This is a genomic window from Larkinella harenae (assembly GCF_054780515.1).
The window spans coordinates 903,431-923,835 of sequence record NZ_BAAGWE010000002.1 but is presented as its reverse complement, the minus strand read 5'-3'; the positions used below and the strand labels follow the sequence as shown (position 1 = coordinate 923,835).

Annotated in this window: 14 protein-coding genes; 8 read left to right on the top strand and 6 right to left on the bottom strand. The window is 52.3% G+C overall.

What is annotated here, in order from left to right; translation table 11 throughout:
• Positions 1-64 precede the first annotated feature (64 nt).
• Entirely contained in the window at positions 65-676 is a 612-nt protein-coding gene (locus ACYVH9_RS15090; protein WP_460637193.1) for a TetR/AcrR family transcriptional regulator, read from the bottom strand.
• A 146-nt stretch (positions 677-822) separates the two neighbouring features.
• Here ACYVH9_RS15090 and ACYVH9_RS15085 point away from each other — a divergent pair, with 146 nt between their 5' ends.
• Both ACYVH9_RS15085 and ACYVH9_RS15080 read left to right on the top strand, forming a co-directional pair.
• On the top strand, positions 823-954 hold the full coding sequence (locus ACYVH9_RS15085; RefSeq protein WP_460637192.1) for a hypothetical protein: 132 nt from the start codon (positions 823-825) through the stop codon (positions 952-954).
• Positions 955-1,053: 99 nt separating this feature from the next.
• Positions 1,054-1,923, top strand: coding sequence for a hypothetical protein (locus ACYVH9_RS15080; protein ID WP_460637191.1), 870 nt, complete (start codon positions 1,054-1,056; stop codon positions 1,921-1,923).
• A 108-nt stretch (positions 1,924-2,031) separates the two neighbouring features.
• Here the strand turns inward: ACYVH9_RS15080 and ACYVH9_RS15075 are convergent, their stop codons facing one another.
• Positions 2,032-4,929, bottom strand: coding sequence for a M16 family metallopeptidase (locus ACYVH9_RS15075; RefSeq protein ID WP_460637190.1), 2,898 nt, complete (start codon positions 4,927-4,929; stop codon positions 2,032-2,034).
• A 142-nt stretch (positions 4,930-5,071) separates the two neighbouring features.
• Positions 5,072-5,782, bottom strand: coding sequence for an SDR family NAD(P)-dependent oxidoreductase (locus ACYVH9_RS15070; RefSeq protein ID WP_460637189.1), 711 nt, complete (start codon positions 5,780-5,782; stop codon positions 5,072-5,074).
• A gap of 365 nt (positions 5,783-6,147) precedes the next feature.
• On the opposite strand from ACYVH9_RS15070, the gene rhaT reads away from it, so the two are divergent.
• Together rhaT and ACYVH9_RS15060 are read left to right on the top strand one after the other, a co-directional pair.
• Positions 6,148-7,185 carry an L-rhamnose/proton symporter RhaT gene (gene rhaT, locus ACYVH9_RS15065; protein ID WP_460637188.1) on the top strand — a complete coding sequence of 346 codons (1,038 nt, stop codon included), beginning with the start codon at positions 6,148-6,150 and terminating at the stop codon, positions 7,183-7,185.
• A 138-nt stretch (positions 7,186-7,323) separates the two neighbouring features.
• Positions 7,324-7,578 carry a CBU_0592 family membrane protein gene (locus ACYVH9_RS15060; protein WP_460637187.1) on the top strand — a complete coding sequence of 85 codons (255 nt, stop codon included), beginning with the start codon at positions 7,324-7,326 and terminating at the stop codon, positions 7,576-7,578.
• Here ACYVH9_RS15060 and ACYVH9_RS15055 read toward each other — a convergent pair.
• Positions 7,474-8,169 carry a TetR/AcrR family transcriptional regulator gene (locus ACYVH9_RS15055; RefSeq protein WP_460637186.1) on the bottom strand — a complete coding sequence of 232 codons (696 nt, stop codon included), beginning with the start codon at positions 8,167-8,169 and terminating at the stop codon, positions 7,474-7,476. The genes ACYVH9_RS15060 and ACYVH9_RS15055 overlap by 105 nt on opposite strands.
• A 225-nt stretch (positions 8,170-8,394) precedes the next feature.
• Between ACYVH9_RS15055 and ACYVH9_RS15050 the strand changes: the two genes are divergently transcribed.
• Genes ACYVH9_RS15050 through ACYVH9_RS15035 form a run of 4 tightly spaced genes read left to right on the top strand, consistent with a single transcriptional unit; the run spans position 8,395 to position 15,593 of the window.
• Positions 8,395-11,640, top strand: a complete 3,246-nt coding sequence (locus tag ACYVH9_RS15050; RefSeq protein WP_460637185.1) for a SusC/RagA family TonB-linked outer membrane protein — start codon at positions 8,395-8,397, stop codon at positions 11,638-11,640.
• A gap of 15 nt (positions 11,641-11,655) precedes the next feature.
• Entirely contained in the window at positions 11,656-13,452 is a 1,797-nt protein-coding gene (locus ACYVH9_RS15045) for a RagB/SusD family nutrient uptake outer membrane protein (RefSeq protein ID WP_460637184.1), read from the top strand.
• A 7-nt stretch (positions 13,453-13,459) separates the two neighbouring features.
• Positions 13,460-14,344 carry a metallophosphoesterase family protein gene (locus tag ACYVH9_RS15040; protein WP_460637183.1) on the top strand — a complete coding sequence of 295 codons (885 nt, stop codon included), beginning with the start codon at positions 13,460-13,462 and terminating at the stop codon, positions 14,342-14,344.
• A 10-nt stretch (positions 14,345-14,354) separates the two neighbouring features.
• The gene (locus ACYVH9_RS15035) at positions 14,355-15,593 is read left to right on the top strand and encodes an alkaline phosphatase family protein (protein WP_460637182.1); all 1,239 of its coding nucleotides are present in this window, start codon (positions 14,355-14,357) and stop codon (positions 15,591-15,593) included.
• Positions 15,594-15,626: 33 nt separating this feature from the next.
• On the opposite strand, the gene ACYVH9_RS15030 is transcribed toward ACYVH9_RS15035, so the two are convergent.
• Positions 15,627-18,881, bottom strand: a complete 3,255-nt coding sequence (locus tag ACYVH9_RS15030; protein ID WP_460637181.1) for a glycosyl hydrolase — start codon at positions 18,879-18,881, stop codon at positions 15,627-15,629.
• 43 nt (positions 18,882-18,924) lie between these two features.
• Positions 18,925-20,394, bottom strand: a complete 1,470-nt coding sequence (locus tag ACYVH9_RS15025) for a glycoside hydrolase family 28 protein (RefSeq protein WP_460637180.1) — start codon at positions 20,392-20,394, stop codon at positions 18,925-18,927.
• Positions 20,395-20,405 lie beyond the last annotated feature (11 nt).

Genomic DNA, 20,405 nt, shown 5'->3' with positions numbered 1-20,405 from the left:
AAATCTATTGGTAAAAGAATCAAGATAAGTCATATACCGATCGGTATATAATAGGGTAAAAAAATTAGGTTAACGGTTTTATCGAAATTTGTTGAACAAGGTTCCTGGCGGTTTGGATGATGGTGTCCAGGCTATCCGCATTTCGGGTTGTTCGGGCCACGAAAATACCCCCTTGAATAAGGGCCAGAATCGATAAAGCAATTTGTCGGGCATCGGTATCCTCGCGAAACTCCTGGCTGGCTATTCCTGCCTGAATGAGTGCCGTCAAATCATTCTGCGTTTCCCGCAACTCGTCGGCCACCCGCTGCCGTAATGGTTCGTGCGTATCGTCGGCTTCGGTTCCAGCGTTTAAAAGCGGACAACCTCCTTCCGGAAATACCTGAATTTCGGCGCTGCTGAACAGGTGAATAAAAGCCAGTAGTTTGTCTTTGTTGGTGGTGGCCTGGCTTAGTTTTTTCTGGATAATTTCCCGGCGACGGGCCGCGTTGAAAGCAAAAACCGCCACGGCAACTTCTTCCTTGTTTTCGAAATTCCCGTAAATGCTTCCCTTAGTCAGTCGGGTTGCCTCGGTCAGATCCGACAGCGACGTACCGGCATAGCCCTTCTTGTTGAAAATACCGGCGGTAGTCTCAATAATGAACTGACGGGTTGCTTCCGATCGTGGGGTGAATTTCATATTGCAAATATATACCGATCGGTATATGAGTTCCAAGGGTTCGACTATATTTTTTAATTCATGGACTGTTATCGGGTTTGCGCCCTAGTTGGTTGCCGGGTTTTCTGGCGCTCCGAACCGGATGGTATTGAAAAAATGGAGTAAACATGACCCGAACGATTTGGACCGATTCGCATCATCGCGGTCAGGTAGGAGAAGTACCAAAAGCTGGTTCGGGAAGTGTAGAACAATTGCAAAAAGCCGGAGATAAGTTTGTGAATGAAACGGCTATTGATTGATCGTGACCTATATACAGGCAGGTAATAATTGTACTATTAGTTGTACACAATACTATTATTGGTAGCTTTGAAGTTCATTAAGACATAATCCGAAACTCTATGACTTATCTTTATCGATTACGCTTTGTTATTCTTATTCTCCCAATTTTAGCTGCTTCCTGTTTTCCTGATCACCGTGCGCTTGTAGATCCGCAAGGAAGGCCGCTTTTGCTTACCCGTATTTCGGAGGTCATGGGTTCCAACCGTGAGTATACTATTGATTATAGTGCCGAGGCAAAGCCAACTTCTACAACCATAACGTATTCTGGTGGGGGACAACCTGCACTCTCTTTAAAAGAGACCTATACCTATAATTCGGTGGGGAAATTAATTCAGGTAGTGCGGGGAAGTTATCCCGAAATCCCGGGTAGCGGTATTTTATTCATGGATTACACCTATGATTCAACTGGTAGACTCATTTCTCGTTCGCGAATTATTCGGGATGTTTTTGGGGTGACCAAAACCTACTGGATTGAAAAATTCGAGTATGACAATCAGAGCCGGATTGATAAGATTACTCGCGATTATTATTTTGACCAAGACCGCACCAATCAATACGGCCCTAGTGTCTTTTACACTGAGGTCGAAACTCTTCAGTTTGACGCTCGAAACAACATAACTGTTATCGACCTGGTAACGATGGATGCCGTTACCAAACAAGTATTTCGTCGGGGTAGACGGTTAAATGAGTTTGATGACAAACCCAATCCTCAATACGGCTTTGACTTCAACGAAACGGCTTTTTATCGGTTTATGTCACCCAATAACCTCGTCAGAACCCAGGGTGGTGTGACGAGTGATCCTAACCTTCCATTGGATCAGATTAACAAAACTAATCAGGTAATTACTATACAATATGCCAATGGCTTTCCCTTTTCTGAGGCTGATAATTATGGCAATAGCCGAACATACACCTACTCGACCCGCTAGAAGAGTTCGTTCAACTCACCACTGCAAAGAAAAATAGCTACTAATTATTTCTCTTTCAACGCAAAAGGCCGCTCACGAGCGGCCTTTTGCGTTGAAACTCATTAGCGTTTATTTTCGGGGGTTAGTCGAAGAGGCTCCGCCCAAAGATGCGGGAGTGGCGGTACCTTCCGCTACGGCGGGGTTGCCTTCCTTGTCCAGCTCTACCACTTCGTAACCGAGCTTTTGCAGACCCGGTTTGATCGCTGATCTATTACCGACAACCGTAATAATCAAGTTGTTAGCCGGTAGTCGTTTTTTTGCAATCGCGTCGATCTCTTTCTTCGTCATGTTTTTCAGAATCTGGCTCTGCTGCTCCACAAAGTTGCCCGGCAGGTCATAGTCGATGATCTGGTTCAGGAAGAGGGCTTTTTGGAACGAGGTTTCGTAGCGCAGGGCATCACGCTGGCCCACCGAGCTTTTCAGAAAAGCCAGTTCTGCATCCGTAATGCCGGTTTTGCCGTAGTTCGTAATCTCCTTCATAAACTCAACCACCGAACTATCCGTAGCAGCGGCTTTCACGCCAGCCTGCGCCGTAAACGGGCCGGGGGTTTTGGTGCTGCTAAACGACGACCGGGCGCCGTAGGTCCAGCCTTTGTCTTCGCGCAGGTTCATGTTGATGCGGCTGTTGAACGCTCCACCCAAAATGTAATTGGCCAGCCCCGTCCGGTAATAATCACCCGTTGCGTCGAAGGGCAGGTCGGTCAGGTAACCAATCCGGATTTCAGACTGAGCTGCTTTGTCTTTGTCAATCAGGTAAATGCGGGTTTTATCCACTTTCTTGGCCACCGGCGCTTTGGGCAGGTTGACGGGTTTGGCTTCCCATTTTTTCAGAAAGCCGAGTTTGGGAACAATAGTCGCTTTGTCCACATCGCCGACCACCACGAGATTCGTGACGGAAGGAGAGAAGTTCTTCTGATAAAAGGATTTGACATCATCCAGGGTGATATTCTCAACGGTTTTTGTTGTACCGCTGCTTGGGACCGAGCGGATGTTGTCGTTGCCATAAAGCAGCTTGTTGTAGGCTTTGTTGGCAATCACCACTGGCTGCGTGCTCTGGTTAGCAATCAGTTCGAGCTGCTGTTTTTTCAGGCGGTCAAAATCGGTCTGGGCAAACTTGGGCCGGAACAGCTTTTCTTCCACCAGCGCCAGGGTGCCATCCAGGTTTTTGGTCAGCGACGAAACCGATACCTGAATTTCTTCCGTGCTGGCGTAAATCTGAATGCTGCTGCCCAATTTTTCAAGTTTCGCATTAATTTCTTCGTTGCTGAAATTTTGCGTGGCTTCGTTCATCAAGGCTGCCGTGAGCTGGGCGATTCCGGCCTTGGAAGGATCGTTGGCCGACAGTGTGTGGCCGCCCTTGACCGAGAATAACAGCGCAACTTCGGGAACCTCGTCGTTTTTGGTTCCGATCATTTTCAACCCGTTGGGCAGTTTGTCGGTCCAGAAAGGAGGCACTTTCACCGCGGGGTTGGGGCCCGAAGCCGGTTTTTTGCTCCGGTCAAAGGTGTCTTTCGCCTTGACGTATGCCAAACCGGTGTAGCCGTAGTCGGGAGCTTTATAGCCTGTTGTGTCGATGGTATAATTGTCCGGATGGGCTACGATCTCTTTCTGATCTTTCGGATAAACCGTCAGAATCACGCCTTTCTTCGCCTTGATGTACTGGTTGTAAACCCGCATGATATCCGCTTTTGTCACCGCCTGATACCGCTTCATTTCGTTTGGCAGGTAATTGGGTGAACCCGTGAAGGTTTGGAAGGAGGCCAGTTGCGATACTTTTCCGGCAACACTCGACAGGTAATTGATAATCTCGGCTTCGCGGGTGGCTTTGAATTGCGCCAGATCGTCGTCGGTGACGCCCCGTTTCTCAAATTCGGCCAGTGTGTTGCGGATGATCGCTTCGGTACTGTCCAGCCGCATGGTTGGGAAGGGCAAAACCGTAAACGTAAATTCGCCCGCCAGTTCCTGCGCCGGATGGCCTACATTGGCCTGCACGGCCTTCTCGGTTTTGACCAGATTTTTGTAGAACAGCGAGCTTTTGCCACCGCCCAGAATCTGGGCCAGCGCGTCCAGCGGTGCTTCGTCGGCATGAAAACGGGGCACCGTTGGGTACACCATCCGCAGCATCGGAAAGCGAATGTTGTCTTCGTAGGAAATGTAGCGATCCTTGTCCAGTAAGGCGGGCGGAACCGTGGTTTTGGTTACTCCCGGCCCTTTTGGAATACTGCCAAAGTATTTTTCGGTCAGTTGCACCACCTGCTTCGGATCAACATCCCCACCGACGGTCAACACCGCGTTGTTGGGACCGTACCAGCGCAGGAAGAAGTTTTTTAGGTCATTCACGTTCACCCGGTTCAGGTCTTCGATATAACCGATGGTGAGCCAGGAATAGGGGTGGCCGTAGGGATACAGGTTTTTGGCAGTGTATTCGTACACCAGACCGTAAGGGCGGTTGTCGTAATTCTGACCACGCTCGTTCTTTACCGTGGCGCGCTGAATTTCAAATTTTTTCTGGGTAACAGCATCCAGCAAAAAGCCCATGCGGTCGGCTTCGAGCCAGAGAGCCCGCTCCAGCTGGTTGCTGGGCATGGTTTCAAAATAATTAGTCCGGTCGGTGTTGGTGGTGCCATTCAGTGTACCACCCGATTCGGTCACAATTTTGAAGTGCTCGTCGTCGGCCACATGATCGGAACCCTGAAACATCATGTGTTCGAAGAAGTGCGCAAAACCGGATTTTCCAATTTCTTCCCGGGCTGACCCAACGTGGTAGGTAACGTCAACGTGCACAATCGGGTCAGAATGATCTTCATGAACCACCAGCGTCAGGCCGTTCGGCAGGACGTACTTCTGGTACGGAATGATCAGTTCGCCGTTTTTACGGGTTACGGTTTCAACGAGTTTGGCTTGCGAAAAAGCCAGGTGGGCAGCCAGCAGGCTCAGGAGCCCGAGGCAGTAGCTTAGTTTTTTCATTGTATAGCTGATGAACTATACAAAGTAACCAGAATAGAAGCAGGTTTAAAAGAGGCTCAAAAACAAATAACCCAGCCCAAAGCATGTGCAGTGGGCCGGTAAGCCAGTTGCGCGCTAGCGTACTTCTGCTAACAGATGTCGTTTATTTGAGCGTACTCATTCCGCCGTCAACCCCCAAAATCTGTCCCGTCATCCAACTGCTTTCGTCCGACAGCAAAAAGGCAACCATGCGCGCAATATCATCTGGCGAGCCGATGCGGCCCAGCGGGTGACGTTTGTCGGCTGATTTAATTCGTTCCGCAGAAACCAGCCCCGCCGATTCTGCCAGCGGTGTATGCGTGAGGGAAGGCGCGACGGCATTAAACCGAATGTTGTAAGGCGCATATTCGGCGGCCAGTGATTTGGTCAGCCCTTCTACGGCAGATTTGGCAACGCTAATGGAAGAATGCAGACCGAAGCCCAGCTGAGCTGCTACAGTACTGAATAACACCACACTCGCCGATTTTCCCTGGGTCAGGGCCGACAGAGTCGCTTTCAGTAACGTGATGGCTCCCAGTACATTTACCGTGAAGTCTTCCTGGAAATTCTCGCGCGTCAGTCGGCCAAAAGGAGCCAGGCGGATGGTGCCGGGCGCATACACCAGACCGTGCAGGGCATCGGGCAGCTGGCTCGTATCCGGCTCGGCGGCTGCGCTGGCGTCCCAGGTGATGTGCGTGGATTGGATTCCTTCGGGCTGCCGGCGGCCGAGGGTGAATAGCGTGGCTCCTTCCGCTTGAATAAGCTGGGCCGTTGCCTGACCAATGCCTGAGGAGGCTCCCACGATCAGGATATTTTTTCCATCGAATGTTCTCATGCAAGAGAAACCGGTAAGCCATAATGGTGTTTAAGAAAAGTTAAACAAAATACCGAAAGGCCTGCCGGGATAGATGGAGAAAGGAAAAAAACAAAATAAGCCCATTAGAAATCTAACGGGCCTATCCTACTAACCTATGATGAAATAGTATTCTACAGTTACAAACCTATAAGATCATCAAGAATTAACTATACCGTGCTCTCCTGCTCCTGAAAAAAATAGTTAACGGTTTGGATCGTTAGAAGAGCCGTTTTTTTAGCTTTTGGATTCAGGAGAGGGCAGGAAGGTATTTCTCCGGAAACTACACAGATTTGTTGAAAAAGCACTATACACGTATTCCAGAGACTAATCTTAACTTTTAACAAATGGCTGTAATTTGGGGAGTCGTTTTGCACGCGATCGGAGGGTTTGCTTCCGGTAGTTTTTATTTACCGTACAAAAAAGTACAGAGCTGGGCCTGGGAAAGCTACTGGCTGGTCGGTGGTATTTTTTCCTGGGTGTTCGCTCCACTGGTCTTCGGCTGGATCACAGTTCCCAATTTGTTTGAAATATTGAGTACGGCACCCACCGAAACCAAATGGTGGTCTTACTTCTGGGGGGTGCTCTGGGGATTTGGTGGCTTAACTTTCGGGCTGACCATGCGGTATCTGGGGCTGTCGCTGGGAATGGCCGTTGTACTGGGTTTGTGTGCGGTTTTTGGAACGGTAGTGCCTCCCATCTGGCTGGGCCAGTTTGGCGACCTGATCCGGACCACGTCGGGGCAGGTCATTATATTGGGGTTAGCCGTCTGTGTGCTCGGAATTTCCATTTGTGGCATTGCCGGTATGATGAAAGAAAAGTCGATGTCCGAAGAGAAAAAGAAGGAAACTATTGCGGAATTTGACCTCAAAAAAGGCATCATGGTAGCGTTGTTTTCGGGCGTTATGAGTGCCTGCATGTCGTTTGGGCTGACGGCGGGGCAACCCATTGCCGAACTGGCGGTTCAGAACGGGGCTGATCCGCTCTACATGAACAATGCACCACTGGTGTTTATCCTGCTGGGCGGTCTGACCACCAATGCGCTTTGGTGTATTTATTTAAACATCAAGAATAAAACTTATACGGATTACCGCAATGTGTCGGCACCGGCGGTGCGCAACATCATCTTCTGCGCAATGGCCGGAATTACCTGGTACCTGCAATTTTTCTTCTACGGCATGGGCGACAGCAAAATGGGCGAATACCGGTTTTCGGGCTGGACGCTGCACATGGCTTTCATCATCGCGTTCAGTAGTTTCTGGGGGTTGTACCTGCACGAATGGCGGGGTGCTAATCGCCCAACGATGCGTACTATTTCGCTTGGTATCGCCACCGTTATCTTCTCGACGGTTATTGTGGGAATTGGAAATTACCTGGCGGAATAAAAAAGGCTTTTTATCCAGCGTCTCGTTCCCTGCAGCGTAACTTGCTTCAGCCGAATAAAAAGAAATCATTAACTGATGGGCCGATCGTCCGGAAATGAGTAACTTCAATTCATTTCCGGACGATTGATCTGTGCAGCCATGAAGGATTACTGGATTGAACTGGCCGGATGGCTGGGTGTACTGGCTTATCTGCTAGCTTATCTGTTGCTTTCTCTACGAATTTTGAGGGCCGATGACTTGTCGTATCACTCCCTGAATATCATCGGGGCGATTGGATTAATCATCAATTCACTGCACACCCACGACCGGCAGAGCATTGCCGTCAATGTGGCCTGGCTGGTGATCGGTCTCTGGGCTTCTTACCGCAATTACCGGCCCCGGCAACTCTTTTGACAGCTGAAGAAGTTGCAGCGCCTGCTGTTTATAGTGTTCCAGTTTTTGACCGTATTCTTTTTTATCCTTCACCAGGCTGAGGTAGTAATAAGCACCATCCACCAGAACAAAAATCAGGTCGGCGGTTTGGTATGGATTGGTGACCCCACAAATACCGGCGTCGGCGCAGTCCTGAATTAAAGCTGCCAGCTTTTGGCGTAGCGAGTCCAGTAGCGTCTTATATTTCTCCCGAATCTGGGGATTCCGAAACGTTAGCGAATAGCAGCTGTAGAACAAACCGTCGTCGAACAGCTGATTCCAATCCTTCGAAAACAGCCGGTCAACGACCTTCAGCAAAAGCACTTCCGGCGGTTGCCGTGTTTTGCTGGTTTTGCCAAAAATCAATTGGTACTTGTCCAGCATGAAATCAATCAAACCACCGATGAGATCGTCGCGGGTCTGAAAATAGTGCATGATCAGGCTGGGGTTAATTTCCATCACGGCAGCAATCTTGGCGATCGACGTGTTTTCCAATCCCTCTTTCTTAGCCACCCGATAAAACATTCGGATAATTTCCTTCTGTCGGGCGTCTTTAAGACTCTTTCTGCCCATTCCGCTTATTATTTGGATAAAACATAAAAATATTGTTCAAAGATAAGGTAAAAACCGGATTCGGATTTCTTTTTTATTGAATGAATATTCAAACAAAATTAATGTTTTTGTAACATTGCCGTAACGGCGTCTAGAACCACCGCTATCTACCTTTGCCGCCAGCTCGGTGCTTCAAATTGTGCATACTAACACCTTGATTTTGATTAAACCTAACTCGTTCGCATGATGAAAACTTTACCTGGATTTTTTTCCGGTCGTTGCCCCTCCGTACGGCTTCTGGGGCTTGTTTGGCTATTGGTCTTTATGGCTCGTATCGCTTCGTTTGCGCAGGGGATCACAGTAAGTGGATTGATAACCGGCGGCACTGCCAGCGAACCCCTGCCGGGCGTCAATGTCGTGATTAAAGGCACGCAGAAAGGGGCAACCACAGACGGCAGCGGACGGTATTCGATCACGAACGTGCCCGCCAACGCCGTTCTGGTCGCTTCGTTTATTGGGTACGTAACCACCGAAGAACCGCTGAATGGTCGCAATACCGTCAACATGAATTTAGCACTGGACGCGGCCAATTTGCAGGAAGTAGTGGTGGTAGGCTACGGCACCCAGAAGAAAATCAACATCACGGGTGCCGTCGATCAGATTGCGGGCAAAGACCTCGAAGCCCGGCCCATTGCCAACGTCATGCAGGGCTTGCAGGGGGTGAGCCCAGGGTTGAATATCACTTATCAGGGTGGGCAACCCGGCACCGTGCCCAACATCAACATCCGGGGGTTTACGTCCATCAACGGCGGGGGGCCACTGATCGTTATCGACGGAATTCCGTCGTCCAACAACGAAGATTTGCTCCGGCTCAACCCCTCGGATATTGCTTCATTTTCGGTGCTGCGTGATGCGGCTACGGCTTCCATTTATGGTGCCCGAGCGGCCTTTGGCGTGGTGCTGATCACGACCAAACAGGGTGGACAGGGTCGGCAGTCGATCACCTACAATAACTATTTTTCGTGGGGCAAAGCTACGGTGTTGCCGCAGCCGGTGACTGATCCGTATATCTATTCCCGGGTGCTGGAAATGTCCACCGACAACACGCCCTGGGACTACGTCAACTATTCGGACGAACATTACCGTTGGGCCAAGGAGCGCTCGGAAAACCCGGCGGTGGAAGACGTTCGGCTGAACCCCGCCGATCCGACCCGGTGGGCCTACATGGGCAGCAACAATTGGTATGACTACTTTTTCAACCGATCCAGCCTGTCGCAAAACCACAGCGTATCGTTCAACGGGAGTGCTACGGCCAATAACATGCCGATTGGGTATTACGTATCGGCCGATTATACCAAAGAAAACGGGCTGAACAAAATTGCCGATGATTTCTGGAAACGGTATTCGCTCCGCGCCCGGGTCAATTTCTCCCCGCTGAAGTGGCTGAAAATTGATAACAACCTGACCATCTACCAGACGCAACGAGCCACGCCGGCCGTCAATCTCACGGACATCTACTACCTGCAACCGACCGACGTGGCCGTGAATCCCGACGGTTCGTGGGCGAATACCGGTGCTGGGCGGCTGGCGGCCCGGTTAACCGACGGCGGTAAAAATCAGAACGATATGTTCGGCTTTCAGAATATCAGCCGGATGGTGGGTACGTTTCTGAACGGCGATTTGCAGATTACGGGTGATGCCAGTTTCAAACGCGAACTCTGGAAGTACCACGACGATGTCCGCCGGTTTAGCATCGGTTACGGTCCCGGCGACATCCGGCAGGAGGGCGGCAACGGTCAGGTCGTCGAGCGTAATGGGGCCCTGTTCAACACGGTTTTTAACTTCTACGCCAATTATTCCAAAACATTCGGTAAGCACGCCATTACGGCGCTGGCGGGCTATAATCAGGAAAGCTACCAGTACGCGCTGGTCCGGGCCGAGCGAAACGTGCTGATTTCATCTTCACTGCCTTATATTTCACTAACTTCCGGTGATGCCTTCGTCTCGGGTTCGGACAGTTCTTACGCCATTCGCAGTGCTTTTGGCCGGGTCAATTACACCCTGAAAGACCGCTATATTCTGGAAGCCAACGGGCGTTATGACGGCTCATCGCGGTTTCCGGCGAGCAATCGCTGGGGCTTTTTCCCTTCGGTGTCAGCCGCCTGGATCGCCAGCGCTGAGCCGTTTATGAATGGCTTGCTCCGCTACATCCCGACGCTTAAACTACGGATGTCGTACGGAGCCTTGGGCAACCAGAATGTGGGGTATTACGACTACCTGCAAACGTTGCCAACGGGCTTGTCGAGTTACCTCATCAACGGCAGTCAGCAGACCATCATAACCCGGTCTCCTTCGCTGAGCATCGACCCCCGAAGCTATACCTGGGAGCGGGTTGCAACGACCAACTTTGGGGCCGACGTCGGGCTGTTCAAAGAACGGGTCTTGCTTTCGTTTGATTATTACATTCGAAATACGCGGGGAATGCTGACGGCCGGGCAGGAATTACCGGGAGTGTTAGGTACAACGGTGCCCAAACAGAATGCCGCCGATCTGCGCACCAACGGCTGGGAGCTGACGCTTAATTACCGGGATTCCTACGTGGTGGGGGCCAAACCGTTGACGCTCGATGGTAAGTTTATCCTGTCCGATTCGCGCTCGGTGATTACGAACTTCAAGAACGATCAGCAGTTGTTTTCGGCGTATCGCGTGGGCCAGCAACTGGGTGAAATCTGGGGTCTGGTCAACGACGGTATGTTTACTAACGAAGAGGAGATCAAGAAACTGGATCAATCGGCTATTGTGCCCTGGGGCGCCCTGAAGGTGGTGCCGGGCTGGCCGAAATACAAGGATTTGAACGGCGACGGAAAAATCGAAAGAGGGCTTTCGCAGAAAGACCCAAAAGACCTCCAGGTGATCGGCAACACCACGGCCCGCTACCGGCTGGGACTGAACTTGAGCGCCAGCTGGAACGGGTTTGACGCAACGGTTTTTTTGCAGGGCGTTGGCAAAGCCGATTATTACCCGCGTCATTACTTGTTCTGGGGACCTTACCAGCAGCCCTACGCCAACATCTACCCCTGGAACCTGGATTTTTACCGCGCCACGTCCGAACCGGAAGCCGACCGCGCCAAACATTCGGCTTCGTACATCCAGGCCGGTCTGGCCGATGCCAATCTTAACTCAACCTATCCGGTGCTGCAGTCGTGGCTGGCCGATGCCAACTACGGTGCCGGGCTGGACATTCCCCAGACCAAATACCTGCTGAGTGCGGCTTATGTGCGGGTCAAGAACGTGACCATCGGCTACACGTTGCCGGCGGTACTGACCCGCCGGATCAAAGTCAATCGGGTGCGGGTGTTTGCGAGTGGCGAAAACCTGTTCGAGTTTTCGAAAATCAAAAAATACGTGGACCCCGAGTCGGTGAACGATGGCTACGGCTGGGCTTATCCGTTTCAGCGGAAAATGGCCGTTGGGTTGAATTTCGAACTTTGATCATTCCTGCTAATCATGAAAAAGACATTCTATATACTGCTTTCCGGCCTGCTGATTGGCGCCAGTGCCTGCAAGGACGATTTTCTGGATCGGTATCCGCAAACGTCGATTGCGCCGGAAGCCTTCTTTAATACGGAGGAAGATCTGGCCCTGTACATCAATGGCCTGCTTTCGCTACCTAGTCGGGAGTCGTTCCTGAACGACCAGAGCACCGACAATGCTACCACGACCGCAGCGGTGGAAATTAAAACGATTATGACCGGCTCGCCCAGTTCTCAGAACATTACCGGTGGCTGGGACTGGGGGCGGCTACGGAACATCAACTATTTTCTGGACAACTACCAGAAGGCCAACGCAACCGCGGTAGCTAAAAATCACTACGTGGGGCTGGCACGCTATTACCGGGCCGAGTTTTATTTCAACAAGGTAAAACGGTATTCGGATGTGCCCTGGTATTCGAAAGCGCTGAACCCGGACGATAAAGACCTCTACAAACCGCAGGATTCACGGGCAATGGTGATGGATAGTGTCATGGCCGATCTGGCCTTTGCGGCTGCCAACGTACGGGAAGCCGTACCGATCGGAACGCCCGGCAAATGGGCCGTCAAGATGCTTCAGGCACGGATCGCGCTCTACGAAGGTACGTTCCGCAAGTACCACGACGAACTGAATCTGAAAGCCACCGCCAACCCATTTCTGGAAACGGCGGCTACGGTTGCGGCCGAAATGATGGCTTCCAGAAAATATTCGATCTACAACACCGGTAAGCCCGACGCCGACTATGCCGCCCTCTTTGGGAGTCCGGATTTGCTGACGAATCCGGAGGTGATCCTTACCAATGTGTATGATGTCGATAAAAAGCGCAGCCAGGATATCAACTCAACGGTTTTTGGGGACTACGAACAGGCTCCTTCCCGCGATCTGGTGCAGACGTACCTGATGAAAAACGGCACCTATTTTTCCAGCCAGCCGGGATACCAGCAGTTTCAGTTTGTGAAGGAGTTTCAAAACCGTGATCCGCGTCTGGCGCAAACCGTAGCGTATCCGGGCTGGGTTCGGCAGCCGGATCCACAGCCGTACATCCAGCGCCTGAACAAAAATTTTACGGGTTACCACCAGTTGAAAGGTTTCATCAACAGCACCGTGGCAACCGTAACCGGCGGGGCCGATTTTCCGGTCTACCGGTATGCCGAGGCTCTGCTTATTTACGCTGAAGCACAGGCCGAACTAGGAAAGCTGACGCAGGCCGATCTGGATCAATCTATCAATCTGCTGCGGAAACGGGCGGGGTTGCCCAATCTCAACCTAGCCCAGGCCAATGCAACGCCAGACCCGTTCATGGCACAGAAATACCCGAATCTGACCGGCATTAACCAGGGTGTTTTACTCGAAATCCGACGGGAACGGCGTGTCGAGTTTGCCTTTGAAAATTCGCGCTTCGATGATCTGATGCGCTGGAAAGCGGGTCAATTATTAACCAACATTCCAGACGGTATGTACTTCCCCGGTTTAGGAAAATATGACCTGACCGGCGACGGCGTGGCCGACATTATCCTGATTGACAAAGCTGCATCGATTCCGACAGAGGAGCGAAAAGAGAAAAATTCACTGGGTGTAACGCTGATTTATTACCGGGCCGGGAGCGTCACCGACGATGTAACCGTATTTTTGCGGAACGGTGCCAACGGCGGCACGATGGTGACGGAGACCGCACCCCGAAAGTTCGAAGACCCGAAATATTATTACCGGCCTGTTCCGCAGCAGCAAATGATTTTAAACCCGAGCCTGCGGCAGGTTTTTGGCTGGCAGTAAACCCAACATGAATCGAAGAGATTGGCTGAAAAGTACCGGTGCGGTCGCCCTGACTGCACCGGAAACCCCAACCGTCCGCAACGCGCCCCGGCCCGTGCTGACGGTTGCGCACATTACCGACGTACACATCCGTGCGGGCGACCGGGCACCGGAACGGTTTGCCAGATGCCTCGAGGATATTCAGAAACGGAAGATCGATTTTTTTCTGAATGGGGGTGACTCGATTCACGCGGCCGATTACAAGGACGTGACCCGCGAACAGATGCTGGCGCAATGGGCTATCTGGGATGGGTGCATGAAGCCCATCCGAGCATCCTACGACGTCTACAGTTGCATCGGGAACCACGATCCGTGGTGGGCAGCCCCGTCGAAAGATGACGCCATGTATGGGAAAAATTACGTGGTGAAGCGCCTGAACATTCCGAAACGGTATTACAGCTTTTCCCGCAAGGGCTGGCATTTTATTATTCTGGATGGCAACAATTCCAACGTTTCGCTGGATGCCGAACAATTCGACTGGTTGAAAAACGACCTGGCCCAGCTGGCCCCCAACACGTCGGTTCTGCTCCTGTCGCATTACCCCATTCTGGGCGTGACTCCTCTGCTGGCGGGTGGTGGGCATTCGGATTTCAAGGCGTTAAAGACTCTTTTTTACCAGCATAAAGACAAAGTGAAAGTCTGCCTGAGCGGTCACCAGCATCTGCTGGATCAGGCGGTTTACAACGGGGTTCAGTATTACTGCAACGGGGCCATGAGCGGTTTCTGGTGGGAAAAAGGCGATGCGGAATCCGCCGGGCCGGGTTACTATCAGGAAACCCCGCCCGGTTACGCCATTCTGGAGCTGTTTGCAGACGGTACCCTGACGAACACTTATTATCCCCATTCCTATTAATCCCAACCCCATGTTTTTCTCCAAAACCGTATTGTTATTGGTTGCCAGTTTGTTTGTCGCTCCGCTTTGTTTTGGCCAAGCGGACAAGAAAAAAGCGCTTTTCGTGATTGTCGACGGTATTTCGGCGGATGTCATTGAGAAAATTGCCAAACCGAATCTGGACGCGATCGCCAAAGAAGGTGGTTATACCCGCGCCTATGTCGGTGGTCAAAAAGGAACGTATTCGCAGACGCCAACCATCTCCGCCGTGGGCTACAACAGCCTGCTGACCGGCACGTGGGTCAACAAACACAACGTTTGGGACAACAACATCAAGGCACCGAATTACCAGTACTGGACGATCTTTCGGTTTTTTGAAGCGCAGTACCCGCAGAAAAGAACCGCCGTATTTTCGACCTGGCTCGACAACCGGACCAAGCTGGTGGGTGAGGGGCTGGCGGCAACTGGTCACCTGCGACTCAACTATTCGTTCGACGGGTTTGAGCTGGATACCCTTCATTTTCCGCACGACAAACAGGCGGAGTACATTCATAAAATCGACGAAAAAGTGGTGAATGAAGCTGCGGCTTACATCCGGCAGGAAGGCCCCGATCTGTCGTGGGTCTACCTGGAATACACGGATGATATGGGGCATAAATACGGCGATAGTGAGCAGTTTTACCGCGCTATCCGAATTATGGACGATCAGATGGGTCGGTTATGGAAAGCGGTTCAGGAGCGGCAGAAGAAATTCGGCGAAGACTGGCAGGTTTTTATCACGACCGACCACGGCCGGAGTCCCGAGAGCGGCAAAGGGCACGGTGGGCAATCGGATCGGGAGCGAAGCACGTGGATGGTTACCAACGCGAACGAGTTGAACCCGTATTTCCGGAAATCCGTACCTGGCGTAGTGGATATCATGCCGACGATGGCCCGGCACCTGAACATTTCCATTCCGAAAGAACAGGCGTTTGAGATCGATGGCATTCCGCTGACCGGCAAGCTGTCGATCACCGATCCGATCGCCAAAAAAGAAGCTGGTAAAATCGCATTAAGCTGGAAAGCCGCCGATTCAGAAGGAACCGTTAAAGTTTGGCTTTCGACGACCAATCATTTTGAAGAAGGCGGTCGCGATCAGTACTGGCTGATGGACGAACTGCCCGTTAAAACAGAAAAAACCGTTCTCGATGTGTCGAAGCTGCCGACCGGGTTTTATAAAATTGTGCTGGAAGGGCGCTATAACAACCTCGGGCGATGGATTGTGGAGTAACGCAGTAACGCAATGCACCGCCCGGGCGCGCCATCACTTCACCATCCGAATCGTAACCGGACCTCTCAGGCCAGAAGCGTGTAATTTGCTGTCGGGCTTAAAAGGGTTTACGTTGGTCCAGGTTTTTCGCTGTTCTGCTGGAAGTTTGCTATCGCCAATGAGCCGGTTTACCCACGTATTGACCACCTGAATTTCCAGCGTATTTTCGCCGGATTTTACCGCCGGAGCGATGTCGACCTGCCAGGGAGCCGTCCAGACTCCTCCTACATCCTTGCCGTTCACTCTGACGCGCGCCATCGCCGTGAGATCCCCCAGATGCAGGTACATGCGTGTGCCTGCCTGCGGTTTTTCCACCGTAAATGTGTTTCGGTAAACGGCTGTCCCTGAATAATAACGGATGGTTTCCTCGGGACGTTGCGTCCAGTCGGTTAAGGTAGTAAATGTGACCGGCTCTTGAGGGCCGCGCAGATTGGCATCGAACTGTACCTGCCAGGGGGTACGAATGGTTGAGACCAATTGAGGAGCCGGGAAATTCTGACCCGTTCCTGCCGCCTGGTTAGCCGTTTTTCGGAACAGAATGAAGGCACTTTGCAAGGTTTCCAGCTGAAGCGGTACGCGGGTATGTGTGGCGGTTTGCGTAAACTGGGGCAGTGGTCGTATGGTGCCCGCAACCGGGTCCCACAGTTCGGGTTGTTTGCCAAGAACCCTGAATTCCGGCGTCAGCTGGAGGGTTTGGTGGCTTTGGTTACTGACAAAATAGAGTTCGCCCTGCGGCAGCGAACGGTGGATATACAGCACGGAATCAACACCTTCTGCTCGAAAATCGGGCGGGGTATTCAGCGTCCGCAAGGCTTCATTCATGTCCATGCCTGTCAGGACCATGCCCTTTCCGAACCGGTGTGATTTTACGGTAGAACCGTTGGCGTTGCCCCAAAGCTCCCGGGCCATTTTCTGCACCTGACGGTCGGCGGTTGGATAATTTTGTAAACTCGGCGACCGATTTGGCGCGGGTCCTAAAATGGTCGCGCCGTTTTGCACCAGTTCCCGGATTTTGGCCAACACATCCGGCCGGATGGTTTCCAGTTTGGGCAACACCAGCACCCGGTAACTCAGGCCGTCGGGCAGGGTCAGACGACCGTCTTTCACCTGAAGGCGGTTTTTGATGACTTCCGCGTTGATGTAATCGTAGGAGTGACCAGGAGGCAGCGCCGGATCGGTGATGCCGATCATTTTGGGGGCGTCTTCGCCAATAAAATAAGCCACATCGGCCACGTAACGGCCCTGTTGCAACATCAGATTACACCGTTTCAGATAGGCAATGAACAGATCGAGGTAATTGAACCAGGTATTATGCCGGTTGAATTCCGTGCTGAAATCGGCGTTGATACCGGGCAACCGGGCATCAGTGGGCTGGTGGATGAACACGTGGAGTAGGGTGCTGTTGATTCCTTCGGTGAAAAAGCGGTCTCCGCGCTGCTTGATCACGGCTGGATACCGGTAATACGGTCGGCCACCGGCCGTAAATGATTCGGAGGATACCTTCTTTTTTCCGTAAATGTGGGCCGCCGACGAAGCCGCCCGGTTTTCAATATTGCCCAGCTCGCCTTCGCTCCAGAACTCCCCGGCAATCTCGTCGGACTGACCGCCGTATTGCAGAAATTCGCCGGGAAATCCCCAGTGCCCGTAATTTTCAAGCCAGGTGCGCAATCCGTGCTTGTGGCTGATGTCGCGCAGCCCGCCTACATATTCATAGGCCACTCTGTCGGCAATAAACCGTCGCAGATCCCACAGAAACCGGTCCGCCATTTCCGGACTTCCCACCACTTGCCCGCTCAACACCGGCAGGTAGGGTAGGGCGTCGTAGCCGAAAGCGTTTTTAAACTGCTGCAACTGATTGTCGGTCCAGTTCTGGCCACCCGTTTCGTAGCTGTCGGCAACCGTCATGCGCCAGGTTTTTCGGTCCTGAGCCGGAATGCGTCGGATGATTTCCCCGAAGAACGAATCGAAGTTCATTTCCAGGTGCTTACGACTCATTTTGTCAACTTCCAGACCGCTCCCTTCCGGTGGTGCCTGGGCGTTCCGGACACCTGTGGGCACCATTCCCGTTCGGATAACCACCCAATTGCCCGGTGGAACCTGCCAGCGCAAGGTGCCGTCGGGAGACAGGTGTTTTGAAATGTCCCGAACCGTGGCCGGGTCAATCACCAGCTTCGTATCGGTTACGGCGGGTTGCGACGGCCACTGGTATTCTTTCCAGTACGGATAAGGCGTTGGGTGCATTTTGGCCAGTGTCTTCTCCACATAGCTTTCAACGCGGGGAGACGCCAGCAATTGAATTTCGGTCAGGCCAAAATTGGGAGAGCCTTTGCTGAAAATCAGCCGGAAATGGGTGGCCGTAATGGCCGGAATCGACACAACCGCCGGTCCGTACGGATTGAAGCCTACGTTCAGGTTGTCGTTCCGGCGGTCGATGGTGAAGGTCTTGACGGTTTGGTAACTGCCATCGGTTTTTCGAACCTGCAACTGAACATCGGCCTGCATCGGTTTGTGGTCGGGGTGCAGCACCAGGCTCCGCGCAGTGAATGCCGAAGGAGTTTCGATATCAATCGTCAACGGTTCTTTGGTCGGGAGGGCTACCGCCGTTTTCAGCTCGCCATCCAGCAGGGCCGCGGTATTTTTCAAATCGCCCGAAGCCGTCAGCCGGGGGTTGGTTTGGGCAATATTTTTTAAATACCCCTCCGGCGCTTTAAAAGCAACGACTTTTACATCCTGGAAATCGTCGGCGGGTTTGGGGAGTTTTCCATCAAAGAGCTTTCCGCCGGTGACGAGTATTTCCGCCGACGCCAGATACCGCATCGCGTTTTCCGGCTTTACCCAGGGGCCACCCGACTGACTCCAGCCCGGGCTGTTGAACAACCCAATTTCAATGTCCAGTTCGGTAGCGGTTTTTAGTGCCGTGTGCAAAATGTCCCACCACTCGTCGGAGAACAGTTTGACGTTGCCATACGGCACGGCCGCGTAGCCAATCATGCCGATATACGCCCGGTTGATGCCCACCCGTTTCATGGCCTGGAGGTCTTTTACGACCCCTTCCTTAGATATATTGCCCGACATCCAGTACCAGTAGGCGCCGGTCTGAATGGTGTCGGCTGCCGTGCGAAAGGCCGTTTCCAGCGAAGCGTCATCAACAGCTCGTTTCGGCAATTGTTGCCTTAAAAAAGCGGTTGTACCAACCAATACCGTTGCCAGCAGCGCGAGCGGAACGGTTTTTCGGCGCATCCATTTCATTCAATTCCGGGTTTAGGAGGAGGTGCAAAGATGCGCATAAAAACTATTTGGTTGGCAGGGTGATGCCCGTTGAACGGTGCGAATAAACCGGGGTCTTTTTCTTGTCGGGATCCGTGATGGTCATGGGCGTTAGCACTGCCTGCTTTACGTCATCGAGCACCACGGCGGGGCGGTAATCTTTTTTCAGACAAATCAGCCGGACGTTTTCAAACCGGATGTTCTGGGCGTGCCGCACGTAGAAACCCCAGGCTGGTAATTCGCCAAACATTGAAAAGTCGGGGTAAGCCGTCGGTTTTTCCGGGACCTTGTCGAGCGCCGTCAGGGGGACGTTGGCGAACAGGGGATTACCACCGCCGGGCTGGATGATTTCGACATTCTTCAGCGTTACGTTGTTGACCAGGGCGTCGGGCATTCCGACAATGGAAGACGGTGAAACGTTGCGGGGCATATCTTCAATCGGGCCTTCGTATTCGTATCCGGCATCCGCTTTGGTAGCGGGTACTTCCACCCGAATGTTGGTCAGCCGGACGTTTTCGAGCCGCCCTTTTTTGCCTTTCACCCGCTCCCCAATGCGTAGGAAAATGGCATTGCCCGTGTTGATGGCCTGCAGGCTGTCGATTTCCACGTTTTCGACAAAACCGCCGTCAACGGCTTCGAGTGCGATGGCCGACCGGTAAGTATCGAATACCTTGTTCTGCACCATTTTGATGTTGCGAAAACCGCCCAGGCTCGCCGTACCGAATTTGATGGCGTTGGCGCTCGACCGGATTGTACAGTTGCGCACGTAAACATTCTGGCAAACCTGATTCGGATCGTGTGACTTGAGGCAAATACCGTCGTCGGCCGAGTCGATGAAGGAATTGGTGATGCTAACGCTGTCGCAATCGACCACATCGATGCCGTCGTTGTTCCAGTACGCTTTGCTGTCGACCGTAATTTTATCGAGTTGGACATTCTTGCACTGATCGTAAATCTGCACCCAACTGGCCGCATTGCGAAGCGTAACTTCGTTCAGTTTAACCCGTTGACAACCTTTGAAGTAGATCAGCAGCGCCCGGGCTTCGGCTTCGGGCCGGTCGAAGCGGAACTGGTCCTTGATGAGCCCTTTCTGGATCATGGTTACCACGTTGCGGGCCAGGTACCGGCCCTGGCCGTCAATGACGCCCTTGCCTGTGATGGCGATGTTCTGTTGATTTTCTCCAAAAATCAGGGAGGTCCAGACGTGCCGGTCGTAATCAAACGGGTTGAGCGATCCCATCAGAACGGCACCTTCTTCAAGGTGCAGCGTTACGTTGGATTTCAGATGAATCGAGCCCGTCAGGTACCGACCGACGTAAAAAACCAGCCGCCCTCCGCCGTTCTGGTGGATGTGGTCGATGGCGTATTGAATAGAGCGGGTGTTGAGCGTCGCGCCATCCGAGTAAATGCCGAACAACGAGGCCGGGTAATCTTTGGCCTGCAGGCTGAAACTCGCCCACAAGAGGAGGAAAAGCGTTCTGAAACAGTTCTTCATAAAAGAGGAGT

Excerpts from the sequence above, each read along its gene's own strand:
- ACYVH9_RS15090 (WP_460637193.1), bottom strand. The coding sequence starts at position 676 with ATGAAATTCACCCCACGATCGGAAGCAACCCGTCAGTTCATTATTGAG.
- ACYVH9_RS15075 (WP_460637190.1), bottom strand. The coding sequence starts at position 4,929 with ATGAAAAAACTAAGCTACTGCCTCGGGCTCCTGAGCCTGCTGGCTGCC.
- ACYVH9_RS15055 (WP_460637186.1), bottom strand. The coding sequence starts at position 8,169 with ATGGGCAGAAAGAGTCTTAAAGACGCCCGACAGAAGGAAATTATCCGA.
- ACYVH9_RS15045 (WP_460637184.1), top strand. The coding sequence starts at position 11,656 with ATGAAAAAGACATTCTATATACTGCTTTCCGGCCTGCTGATTGGCGCC.
- ACYVH9_RS15025 (WP_460637180.1), bottom strand. The coding sequence starts at position 20,394 with ATGAAGAACTGTTTCAGAACGCTTTTCCTCCTCTTGTGGGCGAGTTTC.
- ACYVH9_RS15085 (WP_460637192.1), top strand. The coding sequence starts at position 823 with ATGACCCGAACGATTTGGACCGATTCGCATCATCGCGGTCAGGTAGGA.
- rhaT (WP_460637188.1), top strand. The coding sequence starts at position 6,148 with ATGGCTGTAATTTGGGGAGTCGTTTTGCACGCGATCGGAGGGTTTGCT.
- ACYVH9_RS15060 (WP_460637187.1), top strand. The coding sequence starts at position 7,324 with ATGAAGGATTACTGGATTGAACTGGCCGGATGGCTGGGTGTACTGGCT.
- ACYVH9_RS15035 (WP_460637182.1), top strand. The coding sequence starts at position 14,355 with ATGTTTTTCTCCAAAACCGTATTGTTATTGGTTGCCAGTTTGTTTGTC.
- ACYVH9_RS15050 (WP_460637185.1), top strand. The coding sequence starts at position 8,395 with ATGAAAACTTTACCTGGATTTTTTTCCGGTCGTTGCCCCTCCGTACGG.
- ACYVH9_RS15080 (WP_460637191.1), top strand. The coding sequence starts at position 1,054 with ATGACTTATCTTTATCGATTACGCTTTGTTATTCTTATTCTCCCAATT.
- ACYVH9_RS15030 (WP_460637181.1), bottom strand. The coding sequence starts at position 18,881 with ATGAAATGGATGCGCCGAAAAACCGTTCCGCTCGCGCTGCTGGCAACG.
- ACYVH9_RS15040 (WP_460637183.1), top strand. The coding sequence starts at position 13,460 with ATGAATCGAAGAGATTGGCTGAAAAGTACCGGTGCGGTCGCCCTGACT.
- ACYVH9_RS15070 (WP_460637189.1), bottom strand. The coding sequence starts at position 5,782 with ATGAGAACATTCGATGGAAAAAATATCCTGATCGTGGGAGCCTCCTCA.